The sequence below is a fragment of the Mycobacterium sp. DL440 genome, assembly GCF_011745145.1.
Lineage (GTDB): Bacteria > Actinomycetota > Actinomycetes > Mycobacteriales > Mycobacteriaceae > Mycobacterium.
Window position 1 is genome coordinate 6,041,334 of the sequence record NZ_CP050191.1, and the last position, 19,444, is coordinate 6,060,777.

Consider the following 19,444-nt stretch of genomic DNA (forward strand, 5'->3'; position numbering starts at 1 on the left):
CGGTGGAGCTTATCGGTCGGTGCACAATAGGCCCATGACACGGATGGGTGATTTGTTGGGGCCGGAGCCGGTCCTCCTTCCCGGGGACCCTGAGGCCGAGGACGAATTGGCCGCGGGTGAAAAGGCTGCCGTCGTGGCGGCCGCCCACCCGTCGGCGTCGATCGCGTGGGCGGTGCTGGCCGAGAGGGCGCTCGCCGACGACAAGGCCGTCACCGCGTATGCGTATGCCCGCACCGGCTATCACCGCGGGTTGGATCAGTTGCGGCGTAACGGCTGGAAGGGTTTCGGCCCGGTGCCGTTCGCCCATGAGCCGAACCAGGGATTCCTGCGGTGTGTGGCCTCGTTGGCCCGGGCGGCCGACGACATCGGTGAGACCGACGAGCTTCAGCGGTGCCTCGATCTGCTCGACGACTGCGATCCGTCGGCCCGGGCCGAACTCGGCCTGGCCTAGTCCTTCGCCTCGCAGGAGCAGTCGTCTGCTGATTCGGGCGGCTCCACCTGCACGGTGGCGTGGGCCAGGCCCCGGGCGTTCAGTACCGCGCGGGCGTCGTCGAGCACTCGGGCGGTGTCGGCACTGCTGGTCAGGTGCGCGGTGACCATGTCCTTCCCGGGGACGAGCGTCCACACGTGCAGATCGTGCACGCCCGTCACGCCTTCCACCGCCCCGAGTGCGGTCCGCAGCTCTTCGACGTCGATGTGCTGCGGGGAGGATTCGCTGAGGATCCGCAGCGCTGCCCGGGCCAACGCGATGGCCCTCGGGAGCACCCACAGAGCGACGAGGACGGCGACCACGACATCGGCGTAGGGCCAGCCGGTGGTGACGGTGACGATGCCGGCGACGAGGACACCGATGCTGCCGACGGTGTCGGCCACGACCTCCATGTACGCACCTTTGACGGCCAGGCTGCCTTCCGCATGCGAGCGCAGCAGCAGCACCACTACGGCGTTGGCGAGTAGCCCGGCCAGCGCGACGACGATCATCGGCACGCCGGGTACCTCGGGCGCGTCGCCGAGCCGTTCGAAAGCCTCGTAGAGGATGAACGCGGCGACGCCGAGCAACAGCACCGCGTTGGCCACCGCGGTGAACACCTCGGCGCGGTGCCAGCCGTACGTCCGGTCGGGTGAGGAGCTGCCGCGGCGTGCGAGCAGTACCGCGGTCACCCCCATGAACATCGCGACCAGGTCGGTCAGCATGTGCCCCGCGTCGGCCAGCAGTGCGATCGAGTTGATCAGCAGGGCCGTGACGAGCTCCACGATGAAGAACGCCGACAGGATCGCGGCGGCGATGACCATCCTGCTGACGCGGGTATCGCTGCTGTGGCTGTGATCGTGGCCGGCACCCATGCCCGAAATATATGCGGAAGTACGCATATGTGGCAAGCGTCAGAGCCAGGCGGACCAGAAGCGGGTCAGAGTGCTGCCCCACGACACCAGATGGCGCGGTACTCCGGAAAGATCGACGAACCATAAGACCACCGCGAAGAACCACCGGTTGAGCATGGGCGTGATCAGCAGGATCAACAGGATGAAGAAACCCCACTGCTTGGCCGGCTCCAGTGCTCGCTGAGTGTCGGGGCTCAAGTGCGGTTCCAGTGCGCCGTAGCCGTCCAGCCCGGGAATCGGCAGCAGGTTCAGCACAACCGCAGTGACCTGCAGGAAACCCAGGAAGGCCAGCCCGGACCAGAACACCCCGTGGGCCGGGTCGAAGAAGATCTGGGTGATGACCAGCAGCAGCACCCCCAAGACCAGGTTGGCGGCCGGACCGGCCAGGCTGACCAGGGTCTTCTGCCGCGCCGTCATTCCCGAGGTGCGGACGTAGACGGCCCCGCCGGGCAGGCCGATGCCGCCGAGGGCGATGAACAGCACCGGCAGCCCCAGTGACAGCAGGGGATGGGAGTACTTGAGCGGGTTGAGGGTCAGATAGCCGCGACCCGCCACTTCGCTTTTCATGGTGGCGTCACCGAACCGCCACGCGGTGAAGGCGTGGCCGAACTCGTGCAGACACAGCGACACCAGCCAGCCCGCGATCACCAGGATGAAAACGCCGATGTAGGACAGCGGCTTCACCGTGTCGGCGGCCAGCCAGGCCACCACCCCGCCGGCCACGGTGATCGCGACGACGGCCAAAAAGACCGGGCTGGGGCGTACCGACTGATGCAGCGGGCGGATGTTCACGATTCGACGCTACCGGCTCTCGCCGCAGTTCAGCCGACGCGCAGCCAGCCTTCGGTGTGCCGGTAGAACGTCGAGCGCCGTACCGTTCGCGGCGCGGGCACACCGTCCCGGGTCACCTGGGCGCCCGGGGTGCCCAGCTGCGCGGCGCGACCGACGACCCAGTGGCGTGGGCGGCCACGGTCGGAGAGCACGCTCGCACGCAGCCCCGGCATGTTCGTCGTCGGCTCGACCCGGACGCCGGGCGCCTCGCCGTCGAACAGCACGCAGTCGTCGACGATGGCCTCGCCCTGCAGCGGCGCGCCGTCGGCTCCGTGCCATTGCGCCGCGCCGACGAGCACTGTTCCCGTCTCATCGCGGATCAGCGGGACACGCCGGGCGGTGGCACGGAGCGCGCGCCGGGCCGACCAGCTACCGGCCGCCTGCGCGACCTCGACATCGAGCCGATCGGCCCGCAGCAACGCGGTGAGTACGGCGGAAAGCTGCGCTTCGCCGCCGGTCACGACCAGTCTGCGGGGTGTGCCGAGGTCATCGACGTCGACCCTCGGCAGGCCCTGGAGCGGGCGCGGAACACGGCCTGTGCCGACCACCGCGACCCCGTGTGAGGCGGACAAAACTGCTCCTCGCGGTCAAGAAAATGTGTTCGCAGCGTGTGCTGGGATAAGGTGACCTACCGGCTGCACCACACTAGTGCGGAAGATTGAGCGGGAGACTACGCCATGCCGGCAATCGTCCTCATCGGCGCCCAATGGGGCGACGAGGGCAAAGGTAAAGCCACCGATCTGCTCGGTGGTCGTGTGCAATGGGTTGTTCGCTACCAGGGGGGAAACAACGCCGGGCATACCGTCGTCCTGCCCACCGGGGAGAACTTCGCACTGCATCTGATCCCCTCGGGCATCTTGACGCCAGGGGTCACCAACGTCATCGGTAACGGTGTGGTGGTCGACCCGGGTGTGTTGCTCACCGAGCTCCAGGGCCTCGAAGATCGCGGTGTCGACACGTCGGGCCTGCTGATTTCGGCGGATGCGCATCTGCTGATGCCGTATCACGTAGCCATCGACAAGGTTGTCGAGCGCTACGCGGGCAGCAAGAAGATCGGCACCACCGGTCGCGGCATCGGCCCCTGCTACCAGGACAAGATCGCCCGCATCGGTATCCGGGTCGCCGATGTGCTCGACGAGCAGCTGCTGGCCGAAAAGATCGAGGGCGCACTGGAATTCAAGAATCAGGTGCTGGTCAAGATCTACAACCGCAAGGCGCTCGAACCGGCCGAGGTGGTGGAGAACCTGCTCACCCAGGCCGAGGGCTTCAAGCACCGCATCGCCGATTCCCGGCTGCTGCTGAACCAGGCGCTGGAAAAGGGTGAGACTGTGCTGCTGGAAGGGTCGCAGGGCACCCTGCTTGACGTCGACCATGGCACCTACCCGTTCGTCACCTCGTCGAATCCGACGGCCGGCGGCGCTGCGGTCGGTTCCGGGATCGGGCCGACGCAGATCACCACGGTGCTCGGAATCCTCAAGGCCTACACCACCCGTGTCGGGTCGGGTCCGTTCCCGACCGAGCTGTTCGACGAGCACGGCGCCTACCTGGCCAAGACCGGCGGCGAGGTCGGCGTCACCACGGGCCGGGCCAGGCGCTGCGGCTGGTTCGACGCCGTGATCGCGCGATACGCCACCCGGGTCAACGGCATCACCGACTACTTCCTGACCAAGCTCGACGTGCTGTCCAGCCTGGAGACCGTGCCGGTGTGTGTCGGCTACAAGGTCGACGGCAAGCGCACCAATGAGATGCCCATGACGCAGTCCGACATCCATCGCGCCGAGCCGATCTATGAGGAGCTGCCCGGTTGGTGGGAGGACATCTCCACCGCCCGTGAGTTCTCCGATCTGCCCGCCAAGGCCCAGGACTACGTGCTGCGGCTGGAAGAGCTTGCCGGTGCGCATGTTTCGTGCATCGGTGTGGGTCCGGGGCGCGAGCAGACGATCGTGCGTCGTGACATCCTGGCCGCCCCATGAGTGATGCAGCGGCCGAGTCCGAATCCGTTTTTGAGCAGCACGGCGGATTCCCGGTATTCGAACCGGCCGATCCCGGACCGGGTTTCGCGCGTTTCCTGACCGCGATGCGCCGAGCGCAGGATCTGGCGGTGTCAGCCGATCCAGACAGCGACACCTGGGACGACGCGGCTGATCGAGCCGAAGAGCTCGTCAAGCTGCTCGGCCCGTACGAGGCGGCCGAGGGCGTCGGACCGGCCAACCGGATGCCCTCGTTGCCGGGCGCGGGCAGTCTGCTGATGCCGCCGTGGACCATGTCGAAGTTCGAGCCCGAGGGCGTCGAATTGAAGGTCGAGTTCAGCAGATTCCACGTCGGCGGCAACTACGCGGTGCACGGCGGTGTGCTGCCGTTGCTGTTCGACTCGGTGTTCGGCATGGTGATCCACGCGGCGGGCCGACCGATCAGCCGCACGGCTTTCCTGCACGTCGACTATCGCAAGGTGACGCCCATCGACACGGTGCTGACCGCCCGCGGTTGGGTGCGTGAGTCAGAGGGGCGCAAGGCATTTGTGAACGCCGAACTGCGCGACCCGGACGAGAATCTGCTCGCCGAGGCCAACGGCCTGATGCTCCGGTTGCTGCCGGGCCAGCCTTGAGCCGTGTCACTATGACGCCGTGGATCAACGACCATTGCACCGTTTGTCGACTCCGCGCGCCGCGGCGATCGCGGGAGTGTTGTTCGCCTTGCTGTTCGGGGCGTCGCTGATCCTGATCCGCACTGCGCTACCGGAGGGTGCCGAACCGGGTTCCCAGTGGATCGACGGAGCGAGTACCCGGCTGCGGGTGGCGTCGGTCTTGATGCCGTTCGCGGGTATCGCGTTCCTGTGGTTCATCGGCGTGGTGCGCGACGGCTTCGGTCGTTACGAGGACCGGTTCTTCGCGTCGGTCTTTCTCGGTAGCGGAATCCTGTTCCTGGCCATGATGTTCGTGTCCTCGGCCGTCGGTGCCGCATTGATCGCCAGCAAGGCCGGGATGGTCGACGCCGCGGCCCATTCCGACGCCGCCACGTTCGGGCAGATGTTGCTGCTGACGCTGAGCAAGACCTACGGGATCCGCATGGCCGCCGTGTTCATGATCTCGCTGGCCACGATCTGGTTGAAGACCGGCCTGATGCCGCGCCTGCTGGCGTTCGCGACATACCTTCTCGCGGTGATACTCCTGATCGCGGGCGATCTCAGCATGTGGTTGGCGTTGGCGTTCCCGACTTGGGTGCTGGTGGTCAGCGTGTTGTTCTTGGCCCGGGCCGGCGTGATCGACCTACATGGCGAACACGAGCATTCGGGGTAGGCGGCGCGAGTTTTGCTGCGTGGGTCGGTTGTGATGAATCAGGACTGTCACCGATGTCCTGAGGGATAACAGCTGCGCGTGTCGCCCGGCGGTGGCATAATCGAACGTATGTTCGACACTGATCCCGATGTGGACCTGATCGACACGGGTGTCAGTCCCCGGTGAGCTTCAATGCGCTTGCCGGGCACAGCTTGACGGCCTCGCGCGCGTGCCCGATCTCATTGTCGGGCACCTCATCGACGAGGACTTTGACCACACCGTCGTCGTCCTGGTCGAAGACGACGTCGGAGACCATCACGCAATTGCCCGATGCGATGCAGGCGTCCTGATCTGCTTCTACTTTCATGGCCTCACCACGTTACCGCCAACGATTTCAGCCCGTAGATGAAGTGGAAAGACCGGTAGGCGACGTCGTCGAACGGCTCGGCCAGGGCAAGGTCCGGGAACCGTTGCAGCAGGGCCGGGAAGGCGATCCGCATCTCCATGCGGGCCAGCGGAGCGCCGAGACAGTGGTGCACGCCGTGGCCGAAGGCCAGATGGCCGGGCGCGCCGCGGCTGATGTCGAGCACGTCGGGGGTGTGGATGAAGTCGGGGTCGCGATTGCCTGCGGGCAGTGAGGCAAAGACCAATTCGCCCGCGGGAATCCGCACGCCGGCAACTTCGACCTCGGTGGTGGTGAAGCGGGGGATGGCGTTCTGCACGATGGACAGCCAGCGCAGCAGTTCCTCGACTGCGGGGCCGACGGCCTCCGGATCGTCGCGGACCGCGGCCAGCTGGTCGGGGTGGCGCAGCAATGCCAGGACGCCCAGGCCCAGCATGTTCGACGTGGTTTCATGCCCGGCGAGCAGCAACAGCCCGGCGATGCCGACGAGTTCGTCGTCGGACAGCTCGCCACCATGGTCGCGCACCAGCATGCCGAGGATGTCCTCGCCCGGATCCTGGCGGGCCCGCGCGACGAGACCGCGCATGTAGTCCCGGCTCTGCTGTTGCAGCGCAAGACGTTCCGCGATGGGCAGGGACAAGTCGAGCTGGAGGGTCGAGCGTTGCTGGAAGTCGTCGCGGTCCTCGTAGGGCACGCCGAGCAGTTCGCAGATCACCAGCGAGGGAATAGGAAGCGCAAAGTCGGTCACCAGATCCGACGGCGGGCCGGCCGCTGCCATCGCATCGAGCCGGGAGTCGACGATCTCGACGATGCGAGGTTCCAGACGTTTCATCCGGCGGATGGTGAACTCCGCGGTGAGCATGCGGCGCAGCCGCTGGTGTTCGGGCGGGTCAATCCCCAGCAGGTTGCCGGCCCGGGCGCTAGCGAGCTCCTCCTCGGACATCTCGGGCGCTCCGGGCAGGGTGAAACCGGGTGGTCTGCTGTTGGAGAACCGCTCGTGGTCCGACAACATCGCCTTGACGTCCTCGTGGCGGGTGATCAGGTACACGGGATTGCCGAGCGCACTGATGACCTTGCGCACCCCGTCGGTCTCACGGATCTCGCGCAGGTCCGGCGTCGGGTCGAAGGCATTGCGCCGCATGTGCAATGGCGGCAGCGTCGTCGGCCCAGTCATGCCACGACGCTACCCGCGTGCCAGGAACTGCCTGATCAACGTGTTGACAAGGCGGGGATTTTCCAGCGCGGCCAGGTGTGCGACGCCGTCGAGCACCGTCACGTCGGCCCCTGGAATGGCATCAGCCATCGCGATGGTCTCCCTGAGCGGGAACGTCGCGTCTTCGGCGCCGGCGACCACGAGCACCGGTGCCTTCACCCGGGAGAGCAACGTCCGCTGGTCTGGTCGGCGCGGCACCACGCTCGTCACCGCCCACGCGGCGGAATCGACGTCAACGCGGTGCAGGGCATCCCGCACGAAGGCGACCACCTCGGGACGTGTGTCAAACGTCGTCGGGCCCAGGAACGCCGTGAGCACCGGACGAGTGAGGGGACCGCGGATTCCCCTGAGCGCTTTGGCCATCCGCAGCAGCAAGCCGTATTCCAACTTCTGCGCTCGCCCGGCGGGCGAGGCCGTGCAGTTCATCAACACGGCGCGGCCGATGCGGCTCGGATACAACGCCGCGAACGTCCCACCGATCATTCCGCCCCACGAGTTGCCGACGAAGTGCGTGCGCTCGACGCCCACGCCGTCGAGAATGTCGGCAACGGTATCGGCGCAGTCGGTGAAACTGAAAGGGGCGGCCAGCTTTTCGCTACCGCCGTGGCCAGGTGGGTCAACGAGGATGACCCGGTGATCGGGCTCGAACTCCTTCACCTGCCCAGCCCACATGTCGCCGGACATCAGCAGGCTCGGCCAGAACAACACTGCATCGCCGTCGCCGCGGACCTGAACGCGGAGGCGGCCGAGTTTCGTCGGCACTCGCAACTCCTGCATACCTGCCAAGTTAGCGGTCGGCACGTAGTCCAGGCCACCAGATGCGGGGGCCGATCAACGTGAACAGGGCAGGAATGATCACTGTGCGGACGACGAAGGTGTCCAGCAGGATGCCGAGCCCGACGATGATGCCCAGCTGCGTCAGCACGATCAGCGGCAGCACGCCCAGGACACAGAACACTGCAGCCAGCACCACACCGGCACTGGTGATCACCGCTCCGGTGGCCGACACCGCCCGCACGATGCCCTGGCGAGTTCCGTACTCCGGTGTCTCTTCGCGGGCCCGGGTCACCAGGAAGATCGTGTAGTCGACGCCGAGGGCCACCAGGAACAGGAAGGCGAACAGCGGGGTGCTGTTGTCCAGGGCCGGGAATCCGAACACGTGCACGCTGGCCCAGCCGCCCAGTCCGAGTGCAGCCAGCGCGCTGAGCACCGTGACCCCGACCAGCACCAGCGGTGCGAAGACTGACCGCAGCAGCAGGTAGAGCACGGCCAGCACCACCGCCAGGATTGCCGGGATCACCACCAGCCGGTCACGCTGCGCCGCTGTGGCGATGTCCCCGGCCTGGGCATCGGACCCGCCCACAACCGCGGTCCGGTCCGCAGACCGCACCGAATCACGCAGGGCGTCAATGGTTTCGAAGGCCTCGTCGGAGGCCGGTTCGGCCGCCAGCACCACCGACCATTGGCTCAGCCCGGTCGTCGACTGGCCGGCGGGCGTGGCGGAGACGACGCCGGGGGTGTCGGTGATGGCCCGCTGCACCGCGCCGGCCTTGGCGGTGGCGGCGATGACGCGGGTGGGGTCGGTCAGACCGCTCGGGAAATGCGCGGCCAGTGTCTGGTATCCGGTCACCGATTCGGCCTGCACCCGGAACTGCTCGGTTTGGGTCAGCCCGATCGGCGTGGCCAGCAGCGCGGTGCACAGCACGGCCAGGCCGGCCAGCGACGCCACCGCAACGATGGCGGGTTTGCGTGCCACGGAGTCCGCAATCCGGTGCCAGACACCGCTTTCGGTCAGCGGCGTGGCGCCGACCTTGGGAATGAACGGCCAGAACAGCCGCTTGCCGCACAGGGCGAGCAGTGGCGGCAACACGACCAGCACGAAGATCGCGGCGACCACCAGACCTGATGCGGCCTGCACGCCGAGGCTGCGGTTGCTCGGCGCGGAGGCGAGTAGCAGTGTCAGCAGGGCCAGCACCACGGTGGCGTTACTCGCCACGATCGCCGGGGCGGCGGCCCGCACCGCAACCACGAGGGCTTCGCGGTGCTGCTCGGTCCGCCCCAGCTCCTCCCGGTACCGCGAGATCAACAGCAGCGCATAGTTGGTGCCCGCACCGAACACCAGCACGCTCGTGATGCCCGACGTCGAACCGTCCGGGCTCAGGCCGAATCCGGAGGCCACCGCGGTCCCGACGACGGCGCCCACGCGATCGGCGAAAGCGATGACCAGCAGCGGCACCAGCCACAGCACCGGTGAGCGGTAGGTGATGATGAGCAGCAGGGCCACCACCGCTGCCGTCACCGCGAGCAGCGTGATGTTCGCTCCGGCAAACGAATTGGCGATGTCCGCGCCGAACGCCGGGCCGCCGGTGATCTCGGCCTTCAACTCTGGCGGCAAGCCGTCGGTGGCGGTGGTGCGCAGATCCTTCACCGCGTCGTTCAGCCCGAAGCCCGACAGGTCGGCCTTCAACGGCACGGTGGCCACGGCAGCTTTGCGATCGTCGGCGACCACCACGGGCGGGCCGGGCGCGTCGGTCATCCGGTTCCGTGCATCGGCGGTGGCATCGACGTCGGTCATGGTGAGTTCACCGCCGTCGGTGCGGGTCACCACCAGGATCGCCGGAACCTGATCTCCGCCGGGAAAATCGGCACGCAGCGCGTCAGCCCGCGCCGACTCGGCATCGGACGGAACGGCGACTGGTGACTGCGAGGCGGCGTCGCTGCCGCTGAGCAGGCCCAGTAGCGCGCCCGAGACGATCACGACCAACACCGCGAGCCACGCCAGACGCCTAATCACGATTCAGTGTCGCCTCTTCCAAGTCGAGTCCATGCAGCACAGTACGCAGGACCTCGTCGTCGATGTGTCCCGCATCGCGCTCGGCGATGAACGTGTCCCGTTCGGCGGCAAGCATTTCGAGGCGTAGCCGGCGGAATGCCGACGTCGGGCTCTCACCGATGTCGGCGTCGTCGCGTCCCAAACGCTCCCAGGCGGTATTACGGCGCCGGGTGTTCCACGCCCGCAGCACGTCGGCGGCACGTTCGGGCACATCGGTGGCCGATTGTTCGGACATCAAGGCGTCGAGCCGTTCAGCTGCGGCCCGGGCCGCCTTGTCCTGCGCCGCGGCGGTGGCGACGGCGTCGCTGTGTGCCTCGTCCCCCTGGACCCCGAGCACCCGAATGAACCAGGGCAGCGTCAAGCCGTGCAGCAAAAGGGTGCCGACCACAACCACAAAGGTGAGGAACACCAACTGCGGGCGGCCGGGGAACGGATCGCCGACCAGCGTGGTGGCCGGAACACCGAACGCCGCGGCCAACGACACCACGCCCCGCATGCCCGCCCACGCGACGATGAACACCTGCCCGCCCGTCGGCGCCGGCTCGCGTGCACAGAGCTTTTTGGACAGCAGCCGGGGCAGATAGGCCGAGACGTACACCCACACGATGCGCACCCCGATCACCGTGGTGAGCACGGCTGCCGACGAGATCGCCAGCGTGGCCGCCGAGATGCCGGCAAGTTCGCTGATCACCTTCGGCAGCTGCAGGCCGATCAGCAGGAACGCGAACGATTCCAGGATCAGCTGCAGGGCCTTCCACACGGCCTTGTCCTGCAGCCGGGTGGCGTAGCCGGCCTGTGTCTCCCGCTGGCCCAGGATCAACGCCGCCACCACCACGGCGATCACGCCGGAGCCGTGGATCTCCTCGGCCAGCAGGTAGGTGAAGAACGGTGCGACCAGGCCGATGGCGCTCTCGACCAGTGGATCGTCGAGCCGGGTGCGGATGAAGTGCACCACCATGCCGATCAACCAGCCGACGACCGTACCGCCGACCGCGGCCAGGGCGAAGGTGCCCAAACCGCTGCCCCAGCTGGCGGCCGTGCCGATGGCAGCTCCGAGCGCCACTTTGTAGGCGGTCAGTGCGGTGGCGTCGTTGAGCAGGCTTTCCCCACCGAGCAGGGTCATGATGCGTCGAGGCAGACCGAGGCGGCGGCCGACGGCGGTGGCCGAGACCGCGTCGGGCGGGGCGACGATCGCGCCGAGGGTCAGGGCCGCTGCGATCGTGAGTTCGGGCACGATGTGAAAGGCGACGATGCCGACAGCGAACGTCGTGGCCAGCGGTAGCCCGACGGCGAGCAGCCCGATCGGCCGGATGTTGCGGCGCAGCGCCACATAACTGCTCTCCAGGCCCGCCGACCACAGCAGCGGAGGCAGGATCACGAACAGCACCAGTTCGGGATCCAGCTGTACATCGTGGAAGCCGGGCAGCGCGCTGCCGGCGAGTCCGGCCACCACCAGCGCCAACGGCGCCGAGACGTCCAAGCGGCGGGCGACGGCGGCCAGCAGGATGGCGGCTACCAGGGCCGCCAGGAGTGAGGCACCCACGTTGTCGTTCCTCCTTCGTCTGCCGTGCCTATCCTTGATCAACATGTTGAGGAGATCACGTCGGCGTGAGCACAGTCCGACGCCTCGCACCTGTGCACATCTCGACGCCGAGGTCCCCGAGCCGCAACCGTTGACTCCCGGACAGTGCCAGGAATGCGAGGAAGACGGCGAGAACAGCTGGGCGCATCTGCGGATGTGCATGACGTGCGGTCACGTCGGTTGCTGTGACTCGAGCCCGCATCAGCATGCCACCAAGCACTTTCAGCAAAGCGGTCATCCGGTGATGCGTTCGGCGGAACCCGGCGAGAGTTGGCGTTGGTGCTATATCGACCATCGGGTCGGGTGACGATCTGGCAGGCTGGTGCGTGCGATGAGTGAATCGATAGAAGACGCGCAGCCCGCTGGGGAGACACCTGACCTGACCGACGATCAGGTCGACGACGCCGAAGAGGGCGCCGACAAGCCCACCGACCCTGCGGCGACGGTCCTGCTGCTGGGCTCGGGCGAGTTGAGCCGGGAGCTCGCGCTGGCATTCCAGCGGCTCGGCGGTGTCGTGGTGGCCGCGGACCGGTACTACGCACCCGCACACGGCGTCGCGGAGCGCTCGGCGGTGATCAAGATGAATGACGCCGAGGAACTTACCGCGCTGATCGAGCGGGAGAAGCCGCGTTACGTGGTGGCCGAATCCGGCGTCATCGCCGCCGACGCCCTGGTGGCGGTGGCAGAGCGGGGCGGTATCGAGGTTCTGCCTGCCCCGCGCAGCATCCGGCTCAGCCAGGACCGCGAAGGCCTGCGCCGGCTGGCGTCGGATGAGCTGGGCCTGCCCACGGTGCCGTTCTGGTTCGCCGGGTCGGTCGAGGAGCTGACCGCGGTGGCCGAGCATGCCGGCTTCCCATTGGTGGTCAAGCCGGTCGTGGGCGCGCAGCGCGACGGTGAGTCGGTGCTGCTGCGACCCGACGACGTCGAACCGGCCTGGCAGCGTGCCACCACCGCCGGACACATTGCCCAGAACCGCGTGCTGGCCGAGTCCGTGGTCGAGGTCGAATACGAGATCACGATGTTGACCGTGCGCACGGCCGGGCCGTCGGGTCCCGGCGTGCAGTTCTGCGAGCCGATCGGTCACCGTCAGGTCAGCACGGACGTGCTGGAGTCGTGGCAGCCTCAGCCACTGTCGCCGGCTGCGCTGGACGCCGCGAAGTCCATCTCCGCACGGATCGTCAACTCGTTGGGCGGACGCGGGGTGTTCGGGGTCGAGCTGCTGGTTCAGGGCGACGACGTGTATTTCTCCGATGTCCGGATCCGGCCGCATGACAGCGGGCTGGTGACGCTGCGGTCGCAGCGGTTGTCGGAGTTCGAGCTGCACGCCAGGGCCATCCTGGGTCTGGCGGTGGACACCATCATGATCTCCCCGGCAGCCGCCGAGGTCAGCTACGGCGGGGCCGATGCCGGCGAGCTGTCGGCCGACATCAGCGGTGTGTTGTCCGAAGCGCTGGCCACCTCGGAAAGCGATGTGCGGTTGTTCGGCCGGCCGGGTGAATCCGAGACCCCGCGGCGCCTCGGGGTCGCATTGGCCACCGCGCCCGATGTGATCATTGCCCGGGACCGTGCCCGCCGGGTCGGCTCTGCGCTGCGCAAGCTGTGGTAGCCCGGGATGGCTGACAGCACTGACGACACCGAGGATCGGCCCACGATGGCGCCGTTCCTCGGCGCGCTGGCCGTCATTGTGCTCGTGGTGATCATTGTCGTTCTGCTCAACATCTTCGGCAGCGACGGGCAGAGTGAGGAGCAGAAGGTCAGCCTCGCGGCGGTCGGCCAGAACGACGCCCTGCAGCGGGAGAACTTCGGTGAATTCTCCGATCACACCTGCACCGCGCAACGCGGCACCGAGGCAGATTTCATTGCCCGGCAGCGTGATTCGGTGGCCAAGCAGGGCGCCAGGTACGTCGACGACGTGACCGCGGTGCATGTCGCGGATGATCGGGCCACCGCAACGGTGGTTTACCACTTCGGCAACACCCCCGATGCCAAGGTGAACACTGAGACGGTCTTTGTGCGCGAGGACGGCCAATGGCGCGTCTGTTCGAGTATGGGAGACTCACGCCCGTGAGCTATGCAGGAGACATCACGCCTGAGGAGGCCTGGAAACTTCTGAGTGAGAATTCCGAGGCCGTGCTGGTGGACTGTCGTACCGACGCCGAGTGGCGCTTCGTCGGCGTGCCGGATTTGTCCAGCCTCGAGCGTGACGTGGTGTACGTGGAGTGGAACCGGACCGAGGGCGGCCACAACGACGCGTTCGTCGATGATCTCCAGGCGTCAGGAGTGACGCCGGGCGAGCGGCCGGTGGTCTTCCTGTGTCGCTCCGGCAACCGCTCGATCGGTGCTGCCGAGGCCGCCACCGCCGCCGGCATCGCGCCGTCGTACAACATCCTCGACGGATTCGAGGGCAATCTCGACGAGAACCGCCACCGCGGCGGTACCGGCTGGAAGGCCGTTGGTCTGCCTTGGAAACAAAGTTGAGAGTTCGATGACTGACATCCCATCTGTCCGGATCCCGGCTGCCCTGCCTGAGGGCGTCAGCCAGGCCACCATCGGCGTGCGCGGCGGTCTGCTGCGCTCGGAGTTCGAGGAAACCGCCGAGGCGATGTACCTGACCTCGGGGTATGTCTACGAGTCCGCGTCCGCGGCCGAGCAGGCGTTCACCGGCGAGATCGACCGCTTCGTCTACTCCCGTTACGGCAATCCGACCATCTCGATGTTCGAGGAGCGGCTCCGGCTCATCGAAGATGCGCCCGCCTGTTTTGCGACCGCCACCGGTATGGCGGCGGTGTTCACGGCGCTGGGCGCACTTCTGGGTGCGGGTGACCGTCTGGTGGCCGCCCGGAGCCTGTTCGGGTCGTGTTTCGTGGTGTGTAACGAGATCCTGCCGCGCTGGGGTGTGGAGACGGTGTTCGTCGACGGCGAAGACCTCGCGCAGTGGGAAGAGGCGCTGTCGGTGCCGACGACGGCGGTGTTCTTCGAGACGCCGTCCAACCCGATGCAATCTCTGGTGGATATCGCCGCGGTGTCCGAGCTGGCCCATGCCGCGGGCGCAAAGGTGGTGCTGGACAACGTCTTCGCCACTCCACTGCTGCAGCAGGGCATGCCGCTCGGTGCGGATGTGGTGGTGTATTCGGGCACCAAGCACATCGACGGGCAGGGCCGCGTGCTCGGCGGGGCGATTCTGGGCGACAAGGAATACATCGACGGCCCGGTGCAGAAGCTGATGCGCCACACCGGTCCGGCGATCAGCGCGTTCAATGCCTGGACGCTGTTGAAAGGCCTTGAGACGCTTGCGGTCCGGGTGGACTATTCGAACCGCTCGGCGCAGCTGATCGCCGAGTTCCTGGAAGGCCACCCGTCGGTGAGCTGGGTCAAGTACCCGTTCCTGAAGTCGCATCCTCAGTACGACCTGGCGCAGCGTCAGATGCGTGGCGGCGGCACCGTCGTCACCTTCGAGTTGAACGCCACCGATGGCAAGGCCCGCGCATTCGAGGTGCTCGACAAGCTGCGCGTCGTCGACATCTCGAACAACCTGGGCGACGCCAAGACGCTGATCACCCACCCGGCCACCACCACGCACCGGGCCATGGGGCCGGAAGGTCGCGCCGCGATCGGGCTGGGCGACGGTGTCGTGCGCATCTCGATCGGCCTGGAAGGCACCGAGGATCTGATCGCCGATCTCGACCAGGCGCTGAGTTAGCCGAGGGTTGGCGTGTCGAAGGATAGTGCCGCCAAGAAGGCCCGCCGCCGCAAGCGGCAGGCCGACCGGGGCGTGAATCGGGTGTCGGCGGAGTCCGTCGATCAGTTGGCCGACATCCCGGATGCCGTCGTCGCCGATCTGGCCGAGTTCGACGAGCGAATCACCGCCCGGGGTTGGACTTTTGACGAAGACGAGTCCAGCGACAACTATGCGGTGTGGTTCTACGAGCCGTCCGGCGCCCACGTGTCCGACGGCCTCCCGGTGACCTCACTGTGGCTGGATGCGGCCGAGGACGGCGAGATCGTGCGGGTGGTGTTCGTCGGCAGCGTCGAGCGCTACGAGTTCACCCACGAGGAATTGCTCGGCGGTGCCCTCGAGGTGATCGAGGGCTACCGCCACGGCGCTGAGCTGCCCACCTTCTAGCTCGGGTTCGAGGCTCCTCCGCTCTCCACGACGCCCTGGGCGGCCTGGGCCCGGTCCTCGTAACTCTTGCGCTTGGCGACGTCGAACTCCAGGAACACGCTGTCCAGGCCCAGTTTCTTGTTCATCCAGCGGCGGCCCTTGGGTGGCAGCATCTGAGCGGCCTGTGCGGTGAAGCGCAGCGGTGGCGGCACCGACACGTGGGTCTTGGGCTTGTTCAAAGTTTTGACGATGGCTGCTGCAATTTCTTCGGGCTCGACCGGCTTGATCGCTCCACCGGACTTGGTGCCCGAGATCAGGTCGGTGTTGGTGAACGGCGGCATGACCACCGACACGTCCACCCCATGCGGGGCCATTTCATCGGCGAGCGCGGTGGTCAGTCCGACGACGGCGTACTTGGCGCCGACGTAGACAACCTGCCCCGGCAGCGGGATCAGGCCCGACAGTGACGCGATGTTGATGACGTGGCCGCGGCGGCGCTTCACCATCTCCGGCAGCGCCAACTGGCAGCCGGTGAGCACGCCATACACGTTGACCTCGATGTTGGACCGGAGCGACTGTTCGCTCTGGTCCAGGAACGGGCCGACCGGCATGACACCGGCGTTGTTGATCAGCACGTCGATGTGTCCGCCACCGTCGGTGCGGGCCTTGTCCAGGAACGTCGCGAAGGATTCGCGGTCGGTGACGTCGAGCGGGTAGCCGGAGACCTGGCCGAGCTTGGTGAGCTCGACGACGGCAGACTCCTGAAGGGCGACGTCACGGTCGCCGATGACGACGCGGGCGCCCTTGGCCAGCAGGGCCTTGGCGGTGGCGTAGCCGATGCCGCGGGCGGCGCCGGTGATCGCAATGGTCTTGCCCCGGATGTTCTCCATGGCGGCGAACTTTACACGTGTCAAGTTTGGTGCGGAAGGGGGTGGCCGAGGCAGCGTAGTCTGGGCGGGCGTGATGGCGAATGGCACCGATCAGCAGGCAATAACCGAAACCGCAGAGGAATTCTCCGAGCGGATCACCTCGGCGATCGACGGTGCAGGGTTGACGCTCCTGCTGAGTCTCGGCCACCAGACCGGCCTGTTCGACGCGATGGCGAAGCTGCCTGCGGCAACGAGTGCCGAGATCGCCGATGCGGCTGGCCTCGATGAGCGCTATGTCCGCGAATGGCTCGGCGGGATGGCTGCGGGGCGGGTGGTGGACTACGACGCGGAATCCTCGACGTATCGGTTGCCCGCCCACCGCGCCGCTGCGCTGACGCGCGACTCCGGCCTGGGTAATCTGGCGCGCCTGGCCCAGTATGTCCCGCTGATGTGCGAAGTCGAGCAGAAGATCCTCGGCCGCTTCCGCGATGGCGGCGGTCTGCACTACGACGACTATCCGCGCTTTCACACCGTGATGGCCGAGCGCAGCGGCGAGGTGTTCGACGCTGCCCTGGTCGGTGCTGTGCTGCCATTGGTCGATGGCCTTCCACGACGGCTCGAGAGCGGAATCGACGTCGCCGATTTCGGATGTGGCAGTGGATACGCGATCGGCCTGATGGCCCGGGCCTATCCGGCCAGCCGATTCACTGGTATCGACTTCTCGCAGGAAGCCATCGCCACCGGGGCCGCCGAGGCGGCGCAACGTGGATTGACCAATGCCTCGTTCCTGCCTTCCGACTTGGCGGACCTGGACCAGACCGCGGCGTACGACCTGATCACCGCATTCGATGCGATTCATGACCAGGCGCAGCCGGCCCGGGTGCTGGAGAACATCTATCGTGCGCTGCGCCCGGGTGGAGTGCTGGTGATGGCCGACATCAAGGCCTCCAGTCGGCTGGAGGACAACATCGGCGTCGCGATGAGTACGTATCGCTACGCCGTGTCACTGACGCACTGCATGTCGGTCTCGCTCGGCCTGGGAGGTGCCGGGCTGGGCACGATGTGGGGTCGGCAGTTGGCCGTGTCGATGCTCGCCGACGCCGGATTCAACGACGTGGAGGTCGCCGAGATCGACCAGGACCCATCGAACTTCTACTACCTCGCCAGGAAATGAGCCCTGGCTCGGCAGAGTTTCGATCAGGCTGAGCCTGTGGGCATATAGCGGCCATGGCTGCGCGTTGAAGTCGCCGTGGGTATCGGAACGGTGGTTAAGTCAGCCCCCGTGAGTGGTGTGCGGTTTGTCGCGGTCGGCCTGGAAGATCCGCTGGCTGTCCCGCTGCTGGCCGAGCTGGCGGTGGAGTACTCGGGGCGCTACGGCGGAACGCCGGAGCAGATGACGGACTGGTTGCGCGGGAAGTCGGCCGACGAGTTTGCCTCGCCCGACGGCGGCCTGTACATCGGCGTGCTCGACGGCGTGCCGGTGACCGGCGGCGCATTCACCCGATTCGACGCCGCCACTGCCGAGCTCAAACGCATCTGGACCGACAGTCGTTATCGGCAGCGTGGGTACGGCAGGGTGCTGCTTGCCCACCTCGAATGCGAGATCGCCGTGCGCGGGTACCGGAGGGTCTATCTGACGACGGGCCACCTGCAGCCGGAGGCCGAGGCGCTCTACGATTCCGCGGGTTACACCCGGCTGACCGCGCCATTGCCGCCCGAGGGGGAGGGGACGGTCTTCCCGATCGCGTTCGAGAAGGAGCTGACGTGACTGCCGACGAGCGCTTGCGCGAGGAGCCGAAGGCGGCGTCGCTCTCGATCCTCGACCTGGCGCCGATCAGTGCGGGCAGCGATGCGAAGACTGCGCTGCGGAACACTGTCGACCTGGCCCAGCACGCCGAACAGTGGGGCTACCAACGGTATTGGGTCGCCGAGCATCACTTCGTATCGGTGGCCAGCTCGTCGCCCGCGGTTCTGGTGGGCCAGATCGCCGCGGCCACCGAACGCATCAGGGTCGGCACCGCGGCCGTGCAACTCGGCCACACCACGGCGGTCGCCGTGGTGGAGAGCTTCGGCACCCTGGCCGCGTTCCATCCCGACCGGATCGATCTGGGGGTGGGCCGCTCGGGTCAGAAACGCGCCGAAGCGGTGCGGGACAAGCCGCGTGAGCCCAGGCCGCCGCGCCAGTGGCACGAACTCGACGGTGTGGTGATCCCCGCGCCCTACGACGTCAGCGCGCTGATGCGGGACCCGCGGCTGCGGTCGCGGATGGCGGTGTTGCAGCAACCCGAAGCTGTCACACCGGATTTCGCCGAACAGGTGGATGACATCCTGGCCATGCTCGCCGGCCGTTACGAGGTGGGCACGGCCGTTCCCGGTGCGGGCGCCGGTCTGACACCGTGGGTGTTCGGCAGCAGCAAGGGGCAGAGTGCGCGCGTCGCCGCCGCGCGCGGGTTGCCGTTCGTGGCGAGCTATCACATCACCCCAGCCACCGCGCTGGAGGCAATCGAGGTGTACCGCAACGGATTCACGCCGTCGGAGAGCCTGTCCGAGCCGTACGTGGCGGTGTCGGCCGATGTGGTCGTGGCCGACGATGAAGCCACCGCACGACATTTGGCGTCGAGCTACGGCCACTGGGTGTATTCGATCCGGGCCGGCGGCGGCGCGGTGCCCTACCCGGATCCGGCCGACTGCGGGCCGCTGTCCGACGAGCAGCTGGCCGTGGTCCGGGACCGTATCGCAACACAATTCGTCGGTGACCCCGATCAGGTCGCCTCGCGGCTGGAAGCCCTCCAGCGGGTCAGCGGGGCGGACGAACTCGTCATCACCTCGGTGACGCACCGGCACTCCGACCGGCTGCGCTCCCACCAGCTGATTGCCGAGCGGTGGCGCCAATAGCGGCTAGGCTGACCCCGAAGCTGTCGTCACCGCTAGGGGTGTATTTGCCGAGTCTGCA

General features: G+C 67.2%; 22 protein-coding genes. 13 read left to right on the top strand and 9 right to left on the bottom strand.

What is annotated here, in order from left to right:
• The first annotated feature begins 34 nt into the window (after nucleotides 1-34).
• Nucleotides 35-451, top strand: coding sequence for a DUF3151 domain-containing protein (locus HBE63_RS29395; protein ID WP_166908558.1), 417 nt, complete (start codon nucleotides 35-37; stop codon nucleotides 449-451).
• On the opposite strand, the gene HBE63_RS29400 is transcribed toward HBE63_RS29395, so the two are convergent.
• From HBE63_RS29400 to HBE63_RS29410, 3 genes are read right to left on the bottom strand one after another with little or no spacing between them, the layout of a single operon-like run.
• The gene (locus HBE63_RS29400) at nucleotides 448-1,344 is read right to left on the bottom strand and encodes a cation diffusion facilitator family transporter (protein ID WP_166910385.1); all 897 of its coding nucleotides are present in this window, start codon (nucleotides 1,342-1,344) and stop codon (nucleotides 448-450) included. The two genes, HBE63_RS29395 and HBE63_RS29400, sit on opposite strands and share 4 nt — an antisense overlap.
• A gap of 39 nt (nucleotides 1,345-1,383) precedes the next feature.
• Nucleotides 1,384-2,175 carry a site-2 protease family protein gene (locus HBE63_RS29405; protein WP_166908560.1) on the bottom strand — a complete coding sequence of 264 codons (792 nt, stop codon included), beginning with the start codon at nucleotides 2,173-2,175 and terminating at the stop codon, nucleotides 1,384-1,386.
• 29 nt (nucleotides 2,176-2,204) lie between these two features.
• On the bottom strand, nucleotides 2,205-2,786 hold the full coding sequence (locus HBE63_RS29410; RefSeq protein WP_166908562.1) for a hypothetical protein: 582 nt from the start codon (nucleotides 2,784-2,786) through the stop codon (nucleotides 2,205-2,207).
• A 105-nt stretch (nucleotides 2,787-2,891) separates the two neighbouring features.
• Between HBE63_RS29410 and HBE63_RS29415 the strand changes: the two genes are divergently transcribed.
• Genes HBE63_RS29415 through HBE63_RS29425 form a run of 3 tightly spaced genes read left to right on the top strand, consistent with a single transcriptional unit; the run spans nucleotide 2,892 to nucleotide 5,510 of the window.
• Complete coding sequence (locus HBE63_RS29415) at nucleotides 2,892-4,187, top strand: adenylosuccinate synthase (protein WP_166908564.1); 1,296 nt, start codon at nucleotides 2,892-2,894, stop codon at nucleotides 4,185-4,187.
• Entirely contained in the window at nucleotides 4,184-4,819 is a 636-nt protein-coding gene (locus tag HBE63_RS29420) for a PaaI family thioesterase (RefSeq protein ID WP_166908566.1), read from the top strand. The genes HBE63_RS29415 and HBE63_RS29420 overlap by 4 nt, the downstream gene beginning before the upstream one ends.
• A gap of 19 nt (nucleotides 4,820-4,838) precedes the next feature.
• On the top strand, nucleotides 4,839-5,510 hold the full coding sequence (locus HBE63_RS29425; protein WP_243858367.1) for a hypothetical protein: 672 nt from the start codon (nucleotides 4,839-4,841) through the stop codon (nucleotides 5,508-5,510).
• Between the two features lie 151 nt (nucleotides 5,511-5,661).
• On the opposite strand, the gene HBE63_RS29430 is transcribed toward HBE63_RS29425, so the two are convergent.
• Genes HBE63_RS29430 through HBE63_RS29450 form a run of 5 tightly spaced genes read right to left on the bottom strand, consistent with a single transcriptional unit; the run spans nucleotide 5,662 to nucleotide 11,481 of the window.
• On the bottom strand, nucleotides 5,662-5,856 hold the full coding sequence (locus HBE63_RS29430; protein ID WP_166908568.1) for a ferredoxin: 195 nt from the start codon (nucleotides 5,854-5,856) through the stop codon (nucleotides 5,662-5,664).
• Between the two features lie 4 nt (nucleotides 5,857-5,860).
• Nucleotides 5,861-7,066, bottom strand: coding sequence for a cytochrome P450 (locus tag HBE63_RS29435; RefSeq protein WP_166908570.1), 1,206 nt, complete (start codon nucleotides 7,064-7,066; stop codon nucleotides 5,861-5,863).
• A 9-nt stretch (nucleotides 7,067-7,075) separates the two neighbouring features.
• A complete protein-coding gene (locus HBE63_RS29440) occupies nucleotides 7,076-7,882 on the bottom strand; it encodes an alpha/beta fold hydrolase (protein WP_166908572.1) in 807 nt (268 codons plus the stop codon).
• Between the two features lie 10 nt (nucleotides 7,883-7,892).
• The gene (locus tag HBE63_RS29445) at nucleotides 7,893-9,899 is read right to left on the bottom strand and encodes an MMPL family transporter (RefSeq protein WP_166908574.1); all 2,007 of its coding nucleotides are present in this window, start codon (nucleotides 9,897-9,899) and stop codon (nucleotides 7,893-7,895) included.
• A complete protein-coding gene (locus tag HBE63_RS29450) occupies nucleotides 9,892-11,481 on the bottom strand; it encodes a Na+/H+ antiporter (RefSeq protein ID WP_166908576.1) in 1,590 nt (529 codons plus the stop codon). The genes HBE63_RS29445 and HBE63_RS29450 overlap by 8 nt, the downstream gene beginning before the upstream one ends.
• A gap of 43 nt (nucleotides 11,482-11,524) precedes the next feature.
• Between HBE63_RS29450 and HBE63_RS29455 the strand changes: the two genes are divergently transcribed.
• Genes HBE63_RS29455 through HBE63_RS29480 form a run of 6 tightly spaced genes read left to right on the top strand, consistent with a single transcriptional unit; the run spans nucleotide 11,525 to nucleotide 15,643 of the window.
• On the top strand, nucleotides 11,525-11,827 hold the full coding sequence (locus HBE63_RS29455) for a UBP-type zinc finger domain-containing protein (protein ID WP_166908578.1): 303 nt from the start codon (nucleotides 11,525-11,527) through the stop codon (nucleotides 11,825-11,827).
• Between the two features lie 24 nt (nucleotides 11,828-11,851).
• Nucleotides 11,852-13,126, top strand: coding sequence for a formate-dependent phosphoribosylglycinamide formyltransferase (purT, locus tag HBE63_RS29460; protein WP_166908580.1), 1,275 nt, complete (start codon nucleotides 11,852-11,854; stop codon nucleotides 13,124-13,126).
• A gap of 6 nt (nucleotides 13,127-13,132) precedes the next feature.
• Entirely contained in the window at nucleotides 13,133-13,588 is a 456-nt protein-coding gene (locus HBE63_RS29465) for a nuclear transport factor 2 family protein (protein ID WP_166908582.1), read from the top strand.
• Nucleotides 13,585-13,998, top strand: a complete 414-nt coding sequence (locus HBE63_RS29470) for a rhodanese-like domain-containing protein (protein ID WP_166908584.1) — start codon at nucleotides 13,585-13,587, stop codon at nucleotides 13,996-13,998. The genes HBE63_RS29465 and HBE63_RS29470 overlap by 4 nt, the downstream gene beginning before the upstream one ends.
• A 7-nt stretch (nucleotides 13,999-14,005) precedes the next feature.
• Complete coding sequence (locus tag HBE63_RS29475) at nucleotides 14,006-15,220, top strand: O-succinylhomoserine sulfhydrylase (protein ID WP_166908586.1); 1,215 nt, start codon at nucleotides 14,006-14,008, stop codon at nucleotides 15,218-15,220.
• A gap of 12 nt (nucleotides 15,221-15,232) precedes the next feature.
• A complete protein-coding gene (locus HBE63_RS29480) occupies nucleotides 15,233-15,643 on the top strand; it encodes a hypothetical protein (protein ID WP_166908588.1) in 411 nt (136 codons plus the stop codon).
• Here HBE63_RS29480 and HBE63_RS29485 read toward each other — a convergent pair.
• Nucleotides 15,640-16,512, bottom strand: a complete 873-nt coding sequence (locus tag HBE63_RS29485) for an SDR family oxidoreductase (RefSeq protein WP_166908590.1) — start codon at nucleotides 16,510-16,512, stop codon at nucleotides 15,640-15,642. The two genes, HBE63_RS29480 and HBE63_RS29485, sit on opposite strands and share 4 nt — an antisense overlap.
• Before the next feature lie 73 nt (nucleotides 16,513-16,585).
• Between HBE63_RS29485 and HBE63_RS29490 the strand changes: the two genes are divergently transcribed.
• The 3 genes from HBE63_RS29490 (at nucleotide 16,586) to HBE63_RS29500 (ending at nucleotide 19,386) form a co-directional block, all read left to right on the top strand.
• A complete protein-coding gene (locus HBE63_RS29490; protein ID WP_166910389.1) occupies nucleotides 16,586-17,665 on the top strand; it encodes a class I SAM-dependent methyltransferase in 1,080 nt (359 codons plus the stop codon).
• Between the two features lie 108 nt (nucleotides 17,666-17,773).
• Nucleotides 17,774-18,259, top strand: coding sequence for a GNAT family N-acetyltransferase (locus tag HBE63_RS29495; RefSeq protein WP_166908592.1), 486 nt, complete (start codon nucleotides 17,774-17,776; stop codon nucleotides 18,257-18,259).
• The gene (locus HBE63_RS29500; RefSeq protein ID WP_243858368.1) at nucleotides 18,256-19,386 is read left to right on the top strand and encodes an LLM class flavin-dependent oxidoreductase; all 1,131 of its coding nucleotides are present in this window, start codon (nucleotides 18,256-18,258) and stop codon (nucleotides 19,384-19,386) included. Before HBE63_RS29495 ends, HBE63_RS29500 begins: the two co-directional genes overlap by 4 nt.
• Nucleotides 19,387-19,444: the final 58 nt, after the last annotated feature.